This is a genomic window from Thalassobacter stenotrophicus, from assembly GCF_001458315.1.
In the GTDB taxonomy this organism is placed as follows: Bacteria; Pseudomonadota; Alphaproteobacteria; order Rhodobacterales; family Rhodobacteraceae; genus Thalassobacter; species Thalassobacter stenotrophicus.
Genome location: NZ_CYRX01000010.1, coordinates 74,249 through 88,791 on the forward strand (window position 1 = coordinate 74,249; position 14,543 = coordinate 88,791).

Annotated in this window: 13 protein-coding genes; 3 read left to right on the forward strand and 10 right to left on the reverse strand. The window is 57.8% G+C overall.

Features of this window, described 5'->3' with window-relative positions; translation table 11 throughout:
* The first annotated feature begins 38 nt into the window (after positions 1-38).
* Positions 39-485 carry a type II 3-dehydroquinate dehydratase gene (gene aroQ, locus THS5294_RS03555; RefSeq protein ID WP_058122647.1) on the forward strand — a complete coding sequence of 149 codons (447 nt, stop codon included), beginning with the start codon at positions 39-41 and terminating at the stop codon, positions 483-485.
* Complete coding sequence (locus tag THS5294_RS03560) at positions 482-1,276, forward strand: helix-turn-helix transcriptional regulator (protein WP_233486398.1); 795 nt, start codon at positions 482-484, stop codon at positions 1,274-1,276. Before aroQ ends, THS5294_RS03560 begins: the two co-directional genes overlap by 4 nt.
* Before the next feature lie 326 nt (positions 1,277-1,602).
* Here the strand turns inward: THS5294_RS03560 and tsf are convergent, their stop codons facing one another.
* The 7 genes from tsf to trkA all read right to left on the reverse strand — a co-directional run bounded on the left by tsf (position 1,603) and on the right by trkA (position 8,872).
* A complete protein-coding gene (gene tsf, locus THS5294_RS03565; protein WP_058122649.1) occupies positions 1,603-2,478 on the reverse strand; it encodes a translation elongation factor Ts in 876 nt (291 codons plus the stop codon).
* Positions 2,479-2,555: 77 nt separating this feature from the next.
* Positions 2,556-3,317 (reverse strand): 30S ribosomal protein S2, encoded by a 762-nt coding sequence (gene rpsB / locus THS5294_RS03570; protein ID WP_038002867.1) that lies wholly within the window; start codon positions 3,315-3,317, stop codon positions 2,556-2,558.
* Positions 3,318-3,555: 238 nt separating this feature from the next.
* Positions 3,556-4,113, reverse strand: a complete 558-nt coding sequence (locus THS5294_RS03575) for a lipid-binding SYLF domain-containing protein (RefSeq protein ID WP_038002865.1) — start codon at positions 4,111-4,113, stop codon at positions 3,556-3,558.
* 134 nt (positions 4,114-4,247) lie between these two features.
* On the reverse strand, positions 4,248-5,564 hold the full coding sequence (gene hflX, locus THS5294_RS03580) for a GTPase HflX (RefSeq protein ID WP_058122650.1): 1,317 nt from the start codon (positions 5,562-5,564) through the stop codon (positions 4,248-4,250).
* Complete coding sequence (gene hfq / locus THS5294_RS03585; RefSeq protein WP_038002863.1) at positions 5,539-5,781, reverse strand: RNA chaperone Hfq; 243 nt, start codon at positions 5,779-5,781, stop codon at positions 5,539-5,541. Before hfq ends, hflX begins: the two co-directional genes overlap by 26 nt.
* Before the next feature lie 161 nt (positions 5,782-5,942).
* Positions 5,943-7,499, reverse strand: a complete 1,557-nt coding sequence (locus tag THS5294_RS03590) for a TrkH family potassium uptake protein (RefSeq protein WP_306434199.1) — start codon at positions 7,497-7,499, stop codon at positions 5,943-5,945.
* On the reverse strand, positions 7,496-8,872 hold the full coding sequence (gene trkA / locus THS5294_RS03595) for a Trk system potassium transporter TrkA (RefSeq protein WP_058122781.1): 1,377 nt from the start codon (positions 8,870-8,872) through the stop codon (positions 7,496-7,498). The genes THS5294_RS03590 and trkA overlap by 4 nt, the downstream gene beginning before the upstream one ends.
* Before the next feature lie 113 nt (positions 8,873-8,985).
* On the opposite strand from trkA, the gene THS5294_RS03600 reads away from it, so the two are divergent.
* Entirely contained in the window at positions 8,986-9,414 is a 429-nt protein-coding gene (locus tag THS5294_RS03600) for a hypothetical protein (RefSeq protein ID WP_058122651.1), read from the forward strand.
* On the opposite strand, the gene ntrX is transcribed toward THS5294_RS03600, so the two are convergent.
* From ntrX to THS5294_RS03615, 3 genes are all read right to left on the reverse strand, one after another.
* Positions 9,411-10,811 (reverse strand): nitrogen assimilation response regulator NtrX, encoded by a 1,401-nt coding sequence (ntrX, locus tag THS5294_RS03605; protein WP_058122652.1) that lies wholly within the window; start codon positions 10,809-10,811, stop codon positions 9,411-9,413. The genes THS5294_RS03600 and ntrX overlap by 4 nt on opposite strands.
* Positions 10,808-13,069: a sensor histidine kinase NtrY-like gene (locus THS5294_RS03610; RefSeq protein WP_058122653.1), complete on the reverse strand. Its 2,262-nt coding sequence runs from the start codon at positions 13,067-13,069 to the stop codon at positions 10,808-10,810. The genes ntrX and THS5294_RS03610 overlap by 4 nt, the downstream gene beginning before the upstream one ends.
* Positions 13,070-13,156: 87 nt before the next feature.
* The gene (locus tag THS5294_RS03615) at positions 13,157-14,524 is read right to left on the reverse strand and encodes a response regulator (protein WP_058122654.1); all 1,368 of its coding nucleotides are present in this window, start codon (positions 14,522-14,524) and stop codon (positions 13,157-13,159) included.
* Between the last annotated feature and the right edge of the window lie 19 nt (positions 14,525-14,543).

Here is a 14,543-nt window from a genome sequence, read left to right on the forward strand (position 1 = left end):
TCTTGCCGCACACACAGATCAACGGATAACGTCTCCCTATGACACAAATCCTAGTACTTAATGGCCCGAACCTCAATTTGCTCGGCACGCGAGAGCCCGGCATCTATGGCGCAAAAACCCTCCCCGACGTGGAGGCCGATTGCCACGCGATCGCGGCTGAACTCGGCATCACGGTGCGCTGCGCCCAGTCCAACCACGAAGGTACGATGGTCGACGAAATCCACGCCGCACGGGATACCTGTGCCGGTGTCGTGATCAATGCGGGCGCCTACACCCACACGTCCATCGCCCTGCATGATGCGATTGCGGGCACAGGGTTGCCAGTGATCGAAGTCCACATCTCAAACGTCTACGCCCGCGAAGAGTTTCGCCACCATTCCATGATCGCGCGCGCCTGTATCGGCGTCATCGCCGGACTTGGAACGGCGGGGTATGAGCTTGCGCTGCGGGCCATGACAGACCACCTGAAAGCGGGCGGCCCGTGAATGGGCCAACCACAGTCCGCTGCCCGTCAGCCACGGAGCTTTTGTCCGCTCTCAAGGGGTTAACCCAGGCCAAGACCCTTGAGGAAGCCTGGCCCATGGTCCTCAAGCAACTGGCGCAATATGGCTTTGACCGCGTGTTTTATGCCGCCACCCAGTTCCGCACCAAGAATGATTTTGGCGATCTCAGCGACGCAGTCATCCTTACGAACTACCCCCCCGATTACATCAAAACATTCCTCGGCGATGAGTATTACAAGAACGCGCCCACCATCGAATGGGTCTCGCACAACCCCGGTTCCGCCATCAGTTGGAGCCACTCGCGCAAAGCCCTAATGGACGGCGCACTGACCCCAGCGCAGACCAAGGTCATGGAGCTGAACGCCAGATACAACATCAAGGCCGGCTTTACCGTGTCCTTTCCTCGGCTGTCACAACGCAGCAATGGCGGGATCGGGGTGTGTTCATCCCACATGAGCCAAGAACAAATCGATGCCCTCTGGCAGGACAAAGGCCTTGAGATCGAAGTTCTATGCAACCTCGCACACCTCAAGCTGAACGACCTGCCCTACATCGGCAACCGCGTTCTGACGACCCGCCAACGCGATGCGCTGGAAATGGTTGCAGATGGCAAAACGATCCAAGATATCGCCCAATTGTGGGAACGGAACGTCGCCACAGTCGAAAAGCATCTGCGACTCGCCCGCGAAGCGCTGGACGTCGACACCACAGCCCAAGCGATACTAAAAGCGTCGCTCCTCAACCAAGTGTTTATCTCTAGCAGTCTTCGGTAATATCTTGTGATACTCGTAAACGATTTAGTAGGGATTTCCTTACTTCCTGACGCTGGGTCAATCTGTAGTATATAAAGTGTCTTGTGAGTTGGGGCGTTGTGCCTTGAGACTAATCAGTGCGCCAGAAGGGTTGGGATAGCAGCCTGGATGGGGCTCTGCTCGATGAATTCGGGATCGTCGCGGCCTCGGTGTATAGTCCGCCGGGGCCGCGGCACTTGATTGGGTGTTTGTCTAATTATCATCCCCAGACGCTAAAGCACCCATGAAAAAAGCGCCGCTGGTTACCCCCAGCGGCGCTTGTTTTTTCTCAGATACGCAGAAGGCGCTTAGCCTTTGACGGCTTTTGCCACCTCAGCTGCGAAATCTTCTTCTTTCTTCTCGATGCCTTCGCCGACTTCAAGACGCACGAAACCGGTGATTTCTGCGCCAGCCTCAGCAGCCGCCGCACCAACAGTCAGGTCAGGGTTCACAACGAATGCTTGGTTCACGAGTGTGACTTCTGCCATGAATTTCTTCATGCGGCCAACGATCATCTTTTCGATCACTTGCTCGGGCTTGCCGGACTCGCGTGCGATGTCGATCTGAACCTGCTTTTCTTTCTCAACCACAGCTGGGTCAAGATCAGCTTCCGAGAGGGACGCGGGGTTCACAGCAGCAACGTGCATTGCGATCTGTTTGCCGAGCGCCTCGTTGCCGCCGTTCATGGCAACAAGCACACCGATTTTGCCCATGCCGGGCGCAGCAGCGTTGTGCACATAGGACACAACAGTCTCGCCCGTCAGCTTCGCCATACGGCGGATAGACATGTTCTCACCGATTGTTGCGATCTTCGCAGTCAGCGTGTCCTCAACGGATTTACCGTTCAGATCAGCCGCTTTGAGCGCGTCAACATCGTCAACCGACAGCGCAGCGCCCGCAAAGGAGGCAACCATCTCTTGGAACTCAGCGTTTTTACCAACGAAGTCGGTCTCGGAGTTCACTTCCAGTGCGACGGCTGTGTTGCCCTCAACAGCAACAGCCACAAGGCCTTCTGCTGCCGTACGGCCGGACTTTTTCGCCGCTTTCGCGAGGCCCTTGGTGCGCAGCCAATCGACTGCCGCTTCCATGTCGCCGTCTGTTTCGGTCAACGCTTTTTTCGCGTCCATCATGCCTGCGCCGGTCGTATCGCGCAGTTCTTTCACCAATGCAGCGGTAATCGCCATCTCTGGTCTCCTTGTTCGGAAATGTCGTGGGAGGGGGCTTAGCCCCTCCCGGTATCAGCAGTGTGACGCAATAAGCCTTAGGCCTCTGCGGCGACAGCTTCCTCGGCGGGTGCTTCTTCCATCGCACCGATGTCGACACCAGCCGCACCCAGTTGGGCGGACATGCCGTCCAGCGCCGCACGGGCCACCAGATCACAGTACAGCGCAATTGCGCGTGCCGCGTCGTCGTTACCGGGGATGATGTAATCAACACCGTCGGGCGAGCAGTTCGTATCAACGATACCAACAACTGGAATACCCAGCTTTTTTGCTTCCGCGATGGCCAGATCTTCTTTGTTGACGTCGATGACGAACAACAGATCAGGCACACCGCCCATTTCACGGATACCACCCAGCGAAGCTTCCAGCTTGGCTTGGTCGCGCTCCATACCCAGACGCTCTTTTTTGGTCAGACCAGCAAAGCCTTGGGCAGATGCCTCGTCAATCGCCTTCAAGCGAGCGATGGAGTTGGAAACGGTTTTCCAGTTGGTGAGCGTGCCGCCCAACCAGCGGTGGTTCATGTAGTATTGTGCGCAACGCTCAGCAGCATCAGCGATCGGCTTTTGCGCCTGACGCTTGGTACCTACGAACAGAACGCGTCCGCCTTTGGCCACGGTGTCCCGAACAACGTTCAGAGCTTGCTCAAGCATGGGAACGGTTTGGGTGAGGTCCATGATGTGGATGCCGTTTTTGCCACCGTAAATATACGGTGCCATACGGGGGTTCCAACGTTGGGTCTGGTGACCAAAGTGTACACCAGCTTCCAAAAGCTGACGCAGCGAGAATTCGGGCAAAGCCATCTCGTATCTTCCTTTCCGGTTTCAATCCTCGGGCGAGGCATGCGAGACGATTGTCCCAACCGGCGGATACAGACGGGATGTCTCCCCGTATGACCCAACCTCACCCTGTGAAGTACGCGCGACTTAACGCGCGTTCATCCAAATCACAAGTGTCTTTCTTTGGTTCCCCAATATCCCGGGGTGCGCGAGGGGCTGGCCCCTCGCTTGGGGCGCAGCCGCAAGGCTGCGCCATGGGTCTTTATGGAATGATCCGCGTGTATTTGGTCCCCTCAAGCGAGGCCCCTGCAATCAAACCCGCCTGACCAAAGATCACCGCGATCACAGGATCGAGCGCGCTGGTTGTGTCAGCACTGACGCTATCGCCCTGCCCTGACAAAGCGTACTCTAGGTCTGCGCCAGCCGCCCAACCGGGTCCCGCGCGGAAGTTGTTCAAAGCCTCTTCGGTCATGAAAAACAACGCATGCGCGTATTGTTGCGCGCCAATCTGCAACCCAAACGAGGCATTCGCCGCAGAGTAATAGTCCACCGTCGCCCCGCCAACACGCAGCGCGCCACGACCGTACCCGGCACCAAAGCCAAACCCGGCTTCCGTAATCAGCGGCATCACCAAGACACCCGCCGACGTATCGCCAAGCCGTTGCGCGCCCTCAACGTCGCTGTAAAGAAAATCCAGCGCGCTATCCACGCGGGCGTCAATGGTTGAGGCGCCCTTACTGTTAATCCCATTGCCGCACGCCGCCAAAGCCAATGGCGCGACAGCCGTCGTAATAAATCCGCGACGGGAGAAAGTGGTCATGATCGTGATCCTGTAATGTTTACTGCCGATATCTAAAGTCCGGGCGGTTGGCCGCCCTTATTGCTTTATACCATATAACAGGGGACGCCCCTTGTCACGCCACCAGATGCTGCGTCACAGCCGCAAAAACCGCCTTAACGGCGCATTTTTGCAAACTGCTCGGCTTGTCGCGTGGTCCAACGGACTTGGATCCGAAATCCTTCGTCCTCTTGGGCCTCTTGCTGGATGATATCCTCACCATGCAACCATGCCCGTGCGCGCCCGTCAGCGAAGGGCACAAACACCTCTTCGTCGTGGGTCGCGGGCGTAACGCGGGTTGCGATCGCAGCCAGTGCCGGATCGCGGCCCTCGCCGGTGACTGCGGACAGGGTAAACACATCCTCACGGCGCGCCGCAATCGCCTCAATGCTCGCGCGTGTGTCGGCATCAACGGCGTCGATCTTGTTCCACAGCTCGATCTTTGGGATCCCATCGCTCACGCCCAGTTGCGCAAGGATAGCGTTCACATCCCTCGCCTGCGCATCGCTTTCAGGATGCGAGATATCGCGCACGTGACAGATCAAATCGGCGTCCAACACTTCCTCAAGCGTTGCCCGAAACGCGGCCACCAGCTGAGTTGGAAGATCCGATATGAATCCAACCGTGTCCGACAGGATAATGTCCGTGCCCCCCGGCAGGGTCACGGCCCGCATCGTAGGGTCCAGCGTCGCAAACAGCATGTCTTTGGCAAAGACATCCGCCCCAGTCAAATAATTGAACAGTGTAGACTTGCCCGCGTTTGTATAGCCCACAAGCGCCACAATCGGGTACGGCACCTTGGCGCGTGCGGCCCGGTGCAACGCACGCGTTTTGACCACCTTGGCCAATTGCTTGCGAATGCGGTTCACCGCATCGTCAATCGCGCGGCGGTCCGCCTCGATCTGCGTCTCACCCGGACCCCCAACGAACCCCAAGCCACCACGCTGACGTTCAAGGTGGGTCCAAGCCCGCACAAGCCGCGTCCGTTGATAGCTGAGAGCGGCCAATTCCACCTGCAGCACACCCTCTCGGGTAGCAGCTCGGTCGGCAAAAATCTCAAGGATCAGCCCGGTACGATCCAGCAGCTTCACCTTCCACTCTTTTTCAAGGTTGCGCTGCTGCACGGGCGTCACGGGACCGTCGATGACGACAAGATCAATCTCATCGTCATGCAAAAGTTGCTTTAGCTCGGCCAATTTACCGGTGCCAAACAAATGGCCCGGATGCGGCTTCGGAAGACGGACAACCTGATCACGCACGACCTCAAGACCCGGCAATGCGTGGGCCAATGACACCGCTTCGGCAAGCCCATGTTCGGGCGCGCGGCGGGTGTGATCGGGTCCAAGGTCGGGATGCAGCACGGCGGTGCGTGTCGGGGGCGCCTCAGTGGCGCCGGACTCAACAGGATCAGTCAGCGCGGTCTTCGCCATCATAAAGGCTGATCGGTTGCGCAGGCATCACTGTCGAGATCGCATGCTTATAGACCAGCTGAGATTGCCCATCGCGGCGCAAAAGTACGCAGAAATTATCAAACCAAGTGATAACACCCTGCAACTTAACACCATTTATGAGAAAGATCGTCACGGGAACCTTCGTCTTCCGGACGTGATTCAGGAAGGCGTCCTGGAGGTTTTGCTTGTCGGAAGCCATTGTTTTATGCCTTTTTTGTTTATGAGGCGTTACGCGGCTCGTAACACCATTACCGGTCGCTTTTGGGGATTATGCTTGTCGTGCGCGTCAATTTCCACCCCAAAACAACGATTTAATCCTGTCGCTAAAAATTTATGCATCTCACGTGGGCGCACTTTCGCCTACCGCCGCCAAAACTCAGGGTTGAGCAATGCAATGATCGCAAGCGTTTCCAATCGTCCAAGGACCATGGCCCCGGCAAAGATAATCTTGGTGGCCGTGTTTTGATCGCTCAGTTGCACGCCCCCTTCCATAGCGACGCTCAGCAGCGGCCCCGTGGTCGAAAGCCCCGCGACCGTCATCACCATCGCCGCCTCAAATGAGACCCCACTGAGCGCGAACAAAACCGACAGCCCCGCAATTGACATGGCAAAGAGCATGAAGAAAATCCAAGCCGCCTGAGCGCCTTCGGGGTGAACGCGACGCGATTCCGATTTCACGCCTGCAACGGCGTGCGGCTCTACCAACAGGGCCATTTCCTGTCGTCCGTGCCGATACAGCGCATAGACCCGCAACAATTTGACCCCGCCCGCCGTGGTCGCGACACCGCCCCCCAGCACCGACAATCCCATCAACAAAAGCCCCGGCGTGGACAAGCCGGACCAATACTGCGCCGCCGTCCAACCGCTGCTTTCAAAACCGGTTGTCGTGAGGAAAGACAGCACCGTGAACATCGCCCCCCAAAGAGCCTCCAGCCCCTGCCACATGTCGTCCTCTAACCGGACCTCAAGCGCGCCGGTCCAATGCCGGGCAAACAGCGCGAGCGGTATGGCGGCGACAAAAAACGCGGCAATCCGCAACTCACGGTCATCGCGCAGCAAACCCAGATGGCCTTTGCGCCATTCCGCCGCAAATGTCTGGCGCGAAACGGCAAAAATCAAAAAGAAAAATACCGCGACTTCGCCCACCCGGCCCGAGACCGCATCCTGCAGGCCACCAACCGCTGAAATCCCGGAGGTCGACAGCGTCGACATCGCGTGGATCGCCGCCGTTGTCGGGTCATCCCCTGCAAGCATCAAGATCAACGCAAGATTAAGCGTCAGAAACAGGTAAATCGGCCCCATCGTGCGCGCCGCGCGCCACATCCGCACCTCTGGTGAGATGACCTGATCCAACCCCGTCGTGGGCCGCGTTTCGGCCTGTTGTCTGCGCGGTGTGCTGACCTCAAAGCCGCCCAACCGGAGGGGCGCCAAAATCGCGACAGCCGCCACCCACATGAACAACCCCCCAAGCCAAGCGACCAACCCGCGCCAAACGTGCAACGAGAGGGGCAAGCGGTCGGGATCATCAAACAATGTGGCCCCAGTGGTTGTCAGGGCTGAGACCATTTCAAGCACTGCGTTCAGATAGGTCGTGTTGCCGACGACCTCCCGGAAGGGCAGCGCCAGAAACAGCGGCAACACTGTGAACACGCCCGCAATCGACAACAGTTGAGCACGCGCGGGCTTTGCGCTGCGATGGTTCGCGGTGGCCACACCGACCGCACCCGCGATGAACAACAAAAACGTCCCGTAATAAAAAAAGATCCGCGCCGGGCGGTGATCATCAAACGCCAACGCATGAAGTGCGGGAATATACATCGCCGCCGCACACATGATCCCCATAAGCACAACGAGGGGGATGCGCGGCTGCCACTTGTCGCCGCTCGCGCCCTTGCGGCTATAGATTGGCCTGCTCAAAAGAAGTCGATCTGCACCTGCAACAGGCGCTCAACTTCGGGAACATCCGCTGATAGCGCAAAGATCGCCACAACGTCGCCCTCTTCAATCCGCGTACTGCCCGAGGGGACAATGACCTTGCCCCCCTTGCTCATGGCGCCCATCAACACGCCTTCGGGAAAATCTACGTCACGCAATGCCTTACCGGCCAAAGGTGACGTGGATAGGACCTGCGCTTCGATCACTTCGGCCTCAGCGTCGCCAATCGAATAAACCGACCGCACCCGACCATGCCGCACGTGTTGGAGAATAGATGAGACCGTTGTTTGGCGCGGGTTGATATAGGCATCAATGTCCAGCGGCCCCATCAACGGCACCAGCGTCGGATCGTTTACCAGCGCAATGGCCATGGGACAGCCCGTCGCCTTGGCGCGTACCGCGGCCAGAAGGTTGGTTTTGTCGTCATCCGTAACGACCAGAACGGCATCAGCATTCTCAATCCCGGCTTCACGCAGCAGATCAATATCCAACCCATCGCCATTCAAAACGATGGTCCGTTCCAGCGCATCCGCCGCGCGTTCCGCACAGGCGCGGTTACGTTCGATCACGCGGGCACGGATACGCTCAGGCGCTTGTTCCAGGGTGCGGGCCACTGACAGGCCGACGTTGCCACCGCCGATGATCACGACACGTTCTTGCTTGCGCGCCACTTTACCAAAGATTTCTTGGGCGCGTTTGGTATCGTCGCGATGGACCATGACGTAAATCTGGTCATCCGCATACAGCTGATCACCGGGCGCGGGCGCGAATAATTGACCTTGGCGCCGGACGCCCACCACAATCGCGCGCAGGGTGGAAAACAACTCGCTCAACTGTCGCAGTGGCGTATTCAGAACCGGGCAATCTTCATCAAGCGCGAGGCCGACCAGCTCTGCATCGCCATCAAGGAAGCGCGCTGTATCAAATGCCACAGGCGCGCGCAGACGACGCAGGGCGGCATCCGCGACCTCCCGCTCGGGGCTAATGATCACGTCAATCGGCAGATGCTCTCGCCGGTACAGATCCGAGTATTTAGGGTCCAAATAGTTCTGCGCCCGCAGGCGCGCAATCTTGCGGCTGACGCCAAAAACAGAGTGCGCCACTTGGCAGATCACCATGTTCACTTCGTCGGAAAACGTCGCCGCGATCACCATGTCCGCATCGCGCGCACCGGCCCGATCCAACACGTCCGGATAGCTCGCAAAGCCGGTCAGCCCCTGCACATCCAATGTGTCCGTCGCGCGGCGCACCAAATCGGCGTCGCTATCGACGATGGTGACATCGTTGCGCTCACCCGAGAGGTGCCGGGCAATTTGCCAGCCCACCTGCCCCGCGCCGCAGATAATTACCTTCATATCGGCCCGTATCCCTTGAGCGGTCTCAATGATCGCGTCAGCCTTGATGATGTGGCAGAGACACACGCAAAGGTCAATTGCCAGCTCGGCCACACGCGCGCTACACTGACGTTATGACCCGTATTTTGTTTATCGTTCCGATTGTTCTTGCCGGTTGCGCCATGCCAATGGAGGCTTGGATCAACCCAGGCGTCGAGGCAACTCGCGCCGAGCGTGCCCTGTTAACCTGTGAAGCTGAGGCGCGGCAGGATTTCCCTGTGGTCATGCAAACCGAGTGGAACAGTTCCATCACAATCGGGGGGCGGTTCTGCGACGATCCCTTTTGTTTTGGTGCAGCACGCGGGCTGCCCACGGCACGTCAACGCGATGTTAACGCAGATTTACGCGTGCGCTCCGTTGATCTGTGCATGAAAGAGGCAGGCTACACCAAAGTCCGCGTGCCGCAATGTCCTGCGGACATTACTCCGTTGCAACTGTCGCGGCATCCCGGCTCCACCAACGGCATCTGCCTCGTTGATGGAGCCTTCGCGCTCTCGCCTTAGGTTTCTTCTTCAACGCGGGCGACCCGGCTGCCGGATTTGGCGCTGGTCACAACACCGAGCGATTTAAGCTTCCGGTGCAGAGCCGAGCGCTCCATGCCCACAAACGCTGCTGTGCGCGAGATATTTCCGCCAAAACGGTTGATCTGCGTCATCAGGTATTGCCGCTCAAACAACTCGCGCGCTTCGCGCAGCGGCAAGGTCGCAAGGCTGCCAGTAAGTGTCATCTCACCACTGTCGCCACCACCCTCACCGGGGTTTGGTAACTCAGCCGGTTCAATCGGACCCGTGCCCTCACCCAAGATCAAAATCCGCTCGATCACGTTCCGCAGTTGGCGCACGTTGCCCGGCCAACGCAGCGTTTGCAGCAGTGCCCGAGTGTCTTCAGACAGCTCCCGCATGGGCAACCCTTGGGATTTGTGCAGGCTCTCGATGAAGTGCTCCGCCAGCTCTGGAATATCCTCCAACCTATCCTCAAGGCTGGGCACATCAATCGGAACCACGTTTAGGCGATGGTACAATTCCTCCCGGAAACGACCAGCTTTAATTTCAGCCTGTAGATCCCTGTTTGTGCTGGAAATAACGCGCATATCGACGCGCACTTTATCGGCGCCGCCAACGCGCGTGAACTGCTGATCCACAAGCACCCGGAGGATTTTGGATTGCGTCCCGATGGGCATATCCGCGACTTCGTCGAAGTACACAACGCCGCCGTGGGCCTGCTCCAAAAGACCAGCCTCGACCCCGCGCTCGTTGGTCTCACGACCGAACAGAACGGCTTCCATCCGCTCCGGCTCAACACTTGCGCAATTGACGCTGACAAAGGGGCCGCTGGCGCGGTTCGAATTGGCGTGAATGTACCGCGCAGCGACTTCCTTGCCGCTGCCAGCCGGACCGCTCAGCATAACGCGCCCGTTCGAATTCATCACTTTTTTCAACTGAGAGGTCAGCGCCTTATAAGCAGCACTTGATCCAATCATCTCAGAATTTGTGACATCCTTCCGCCGCAACTGCGTGTTTTCGCGTCGCAGCCGCGAAGTCTCCATCGCGCGCCCAACAACGACCATCAACTGGTCGATATTAAAGGGCTTTTCGATAAAGTCGTAAGCCCCCTGCTTAATCGCTGCGACCGCAATTTCGATGTTCCCATGACCAGAAATGATGACGACGGGAATGTCGGGGTTATCGCGGCGAACAGTCTTAAGGATGTCGATCCCGTCCATCCGGCTATCCTTAAGCCAGATGTCCAAAATCATTAACGCGGGCGGATCATCATTAATGGCCGCCATACATTCATCAGCGTTTGCAGCCGTCCGGGTCGCAAACCCCTCATCCTTCAGAATGTCAGAGATCAGATCCCGGATGTCCTGTTCATCGTCGGTAATCAGAATATCGCTCATGGTGTCCTCGCTACGTCAACGTTTTCGCCGTCCGACGGCTCTTTGAGCAAGGGCAACCGGATCACAGCCGCCGCCCCTACATGGGTATTAGAGAACATCGCAGGCGCGTCGCGCAGTTCGAGCGTACCGCCATGTTCTTCAATGATTTTCTTAACAATGGAGAGCCCAAGCCCCGTGCCCTTGTCCCGTGTCGTGACATAGGGTTCGAACAATCGCGCCCGATCCTCCGGCAGGCCAATCCCTGTATCGGCGATGGTGATTTCTGCCATCGCGTCAACAAGCTGTAGGTTCACTTGAAGCCCGTGCTCATGCCCGTCGGGCAGGCCTTTGGCGTTCAGGCTCTCGATCGCTTCACCGGCATTTTTGATAAGGTTAGTAAACGCTTGCCCAATCATTGTGCCATCAAACGCCGCCAAAACAGGCCCATTTGCAATGTCAGCATTGATCGGAACTGGATCGAGAGCGGGACGCTGCAATACGATCGTGTCACGCAACAGCGCGGCCAAATCCGCCTGACGCCGCTCAGGCTCTGGCATGCGGGCAAATTTCGAAAACTCATCAACAATGCGCCGCAAGTCATTGGTTTGCCGCACAATAACGTCCGTATACTGTCGAAGGTTATCCCCTTCATCACCCAACATAGGTCCGAATTTTCGGCTCACCCGTTCCGCAGACAATTGGATTGGGGTTAAGGGGTTTTTGATCTCATGGGCGATACGACGGGCAACGTCGCCCCACGCGGCCATTCGCTGCGCGCTGACCAACTCCGTCACATCATCAAAGGCAACCACATAGCCCTCAAGCTGCCCTTCCTCCCCACGACGCTTGGCCAAACGCACCAAGAGGTTTTCCAACTTGCCCCCGCGCGTCAAACGCAGCTCTTCTTGTACCGTTTCCGAGCCGCTGCCCTTAAGTCGTTCAAACAACGCCGCAAATTCCGGAACGCAATCCGCGAGAGCACGACCGTATTGCGTCTCATCCGACAAATGAAGCAGCCGCATTGCCGAGCGGTTTTGAAAATCGACGCGCCCCTGAGCATCGAGGCCGATCACGCCCGCGGTCACTGAGCCCAACACGGAGTCAAACAACCGGCGCCGCCGCTCTGTCTGCATATTGGTCTCGACCAAAGCGTCACGCTGCCCTTTAAGCTGGCGCGTCATCTGGTTGAAAAGACGGCCTAACATGGCAATCTCATCATCGCCGCGTTCTTCAATGACGCGCACATCCAAATCACCTTGCCCGACACGCTGCGCAGCACCGGCCAGCCGCCCAACCGGCCGCGACAGCCCTTCGGCGAACCACAGGCCGAGCCAAACAGCTGCTAGGATCAGGATTAGGGCAAAGGCCAAATACAGCATCCCGAAATCAAAGAATAGTCGCCCACGATCCGCCTCCAACTGGCGATACAGCTGAACGGTTGCCTGCGTCTCATCCAGCAGGGACAGAATTGCGCCATCTACCTCTCGGGTCACATAAAGATAGCGGTCCACGAACGCATTTAGCTTAACTACGACGCGAAACTCATTGTTTTCCTTGTCCTCAACAAGCAGCGGACGGCCGGAGGCAGCTTCCTCCAGCTGTGCGGTTGAGAGCGGCTCGAAGTCAAACAAATAGCTCCGAGTTCCACGGGATCGCAACTCACCGGAGCCGTCAATTACGTAGGCTTCTTGCAGCCCCCGCTGCACAGCGTCTTGGCCTTGGGTCAGAATTTGCCGCAAATCCGCATCGCTGAGAAAGAATGTGGATTGCTTTGCGACATTAAGATAACCTGCCAACCCATTGGCATCTTGAATTAAGTTATCGCGATGCTCCTGCGCATAGGCTTGAGCTGCATCCACCGAATTACCCAAAGCCAACCGCACACGGTCGGAAAACCAACCCTCTAGCCCGATGTTAATGGTAAATGTCGCGAACACCGCAACAAGAATAGTCGGCACTAACGCCATGCCGGAGAACACAAACGTCAAACGCATGTGCAACCGCGACCCAGCAGACCGCGCCCGGCGGGCAGACACCATGCGGGCCACGCGTATCAGCACAAGCGTTGCGACGACCAAAATGTAAACCAGATCGAGCAGCAAAACCCCGCGCAAAGCGGCAGCATTGTCCGTCCCCAAAGGACCCAACACCCCAAACGTGGCAATCACCAAGACGGGCCCCAGTGCGACCAAGCCCAATGTGATCCACGTCTGTACGCGCCGCTGCCGACGCCAAAGCGACATCCGCGACAAAAGCCCCATGGACATGGCTCGCGCCATAACCCGCCCTCACCTCAACACGGTCAGCCCCTGCCTGTGGACTGCCGACGCGGCTGTTACATTCCCGCCACGTTACATGTTGCTCTTTTACATCAGTTTGCGACGGCGTGTCACCTGAATTTCAAGCTCAGTTATCTTTTTACGCAAAGTATTGCGGTTGATCCCCAGCAAGTCCGCACATTTAGCTTGGTTCCCGCCGGTCGCATCCAGCGCGATTTCGATAAGCGGAGCCTCGATTTCGCGCAACACACGTTGATACAGCCCGGGAGGCGGAAGCTGTCCTCCGTGCAGATCGAAATACCGTTGCAGGTGTTTTTCAACGGAAGCCGACAGCTTTTGCGTATCTGGCCCGTTGCCTTGGAACGCGACAGTAGGAACCGAACCGAGCACCGATTGGACCTCAGACAGAGTGATTTCCTCAGCCGAACTGGTGGCCACAAGGCGGCGCACAACGTTTTCAAGTTGGCGCACGTTTCCCGGCCAGTTGTGACTGCGCACCGATGACATCGCGTCATCCGAGAAACGCCGCACGGGGCTGCCATCTCGCTCGGCACGGGCGAGGAAATGCATCGCCAAAAGTGGGATGTCGTCCACCCGTTCACGCAGGCTGGGCACCGACAGTGTCACACCGGTGAGGCGATAAAACAGGTCATCCCGGAAGGTGCCGGCCTCAACATTATCGGCAAGGCTTTGTTGTGAAATCGCCATGATCCGCGGCATCGAGTCGCCCAACGCGTCCAACAATCGCACCAAACGCCCTTGCGTTTCCATTGTCAGATCACCAATCTCATCGAACAAAAGTGAGCCGCCTTTTGCTCTCGCGATGACATTTGACGGGCCTTCTGTCCCCTCCAGATCAACATCGCTGGCCACGACAAACGGCAGCGTGCGGCGGTCGCTAAAGTCGTGGATCGCGCGCGCAATCAAGCTTTTGCCGGTGCCGCTTTCGCCCGTAATCATGACTGTCAGCTCAGTGTTCATCACGCGGGCAACCAAGCGATAAAGCGCCTGCATCTGAGGCGTCCGCCCGACCAGCGGCAGATCGTCCTCTGCCCCCATAGTCTCTGCCTCGTCTTTAGCGGGTGCCTTGGTTTGACGCGCCAAAGCGCGCCCCGCGCGCTTCATCAGGTCGGGTAGGTCAAACGGCTTGGGCAGGTAGTCATATGCCTCCGCCTCTGCGGCCTGAATGGCGGTCATAATCGTATTCTGGGCCGAGATCACAATGACTGGCAGACCGGGACGAACAGCCGTGATTTTCGGCAAGGTTTCCAATCCATTACCGTCCGGCATGACAACATCTGAGATAACCAGATCACCTTTGCCTTCCTCAACCCACCGCATCAACGTAACCAGGCTAGAGGTCGCATGAACCTTGCAGCCAGCCCTCGTCAGAGCCTGTGTGAGAACCGTCCGAATGGTGCGGTCGTCGTCTGCAACAAGAATAGTGCCGTCCATGATAAATCCTTTGGTCAGT

What these genes read in the sequence shown, in the direction of transcription:
- aroQ (WP_058122647.1), top strand. Translation starts at nt 39, where the DNA reads ATGACACAAATCCTAGTACTTAATGGCCCGAACCTCAATTTGCTCGGC.
- hflX (WP_058122650.1), bottom strand. Translation starts at nt 5,564, where the DNA reads ATGATGGCGAAGACCGCGCTGACTGATCCTGTTGAGTCCGGCGCCACT.
- THS5294_RS03575 (WP_038002865.1), bottom strand. Translation starts at nt 4,113, where the DNA reads ATGACCACTTTCTCCCGTCGCGGATTTATTACGACGGCTGTCGCGCCA.
- THS5294_RS03615 (WP_058122654.1), bottom strand. Translation starts at nt 14,524, where the DNA reads ATGGACGGCACTATTCTTGTTGCAGACGACGACCGCACCATTCGGACG.
- ntrX (WP_058122652.1), bottom strand. Translation starts at nt 10,811, where the DNA reads ATGAGCGATATTCTGATTACCGACGATGAACAGGACATCCGGGATCTG.
- trkA (WP_058122781.1), bottom strand. Translation starts at nt 8,872, where the DNA reads ATGAAGGTAATTATCTGCGGCGCGGGGCAGGTGGGCTGGCAAATTGCC.
- hfq (WP_038002863.1), bottom strand. Translation starts at nt 5,781, where the DNA reads ATGGCTTCCGACAAGCAAAACCTCCAGGACGCCTTCCTGAATCACGTC.
- tsf (WP_058122649.1), bottom strand. Translation starts at nt 2,478, where the DNA reads ATGGCGATTACCGCTGCATTGGTGAAAGAACTGCGCGATACGACCGGC.
- rpsB (WP_038002867.1), bottom strand. Translation starts at nt 3,317, where the DNA reads ATGGCTTTGCCCGAATTCTCGCTGCGTCAGCTTTTGGAAGCTGGTGTA.
- THS5294_RS03600 (WP_058122651.1), top strand. Translation starts at nt 8,986, where the DNA reads ATGACCCGTATTTTGTTTATCGTTCCGATTGTTCTTGCCGGTTGCGCC.
- THS5294_RS03610 (WP_058122653.1), bottom strand. Translation starts at nt 13,069, where the DNA reads ATGGCGCGAGCCATGTCCATGGGGCTTTTGTCGCGGATGTCGCTTTGG.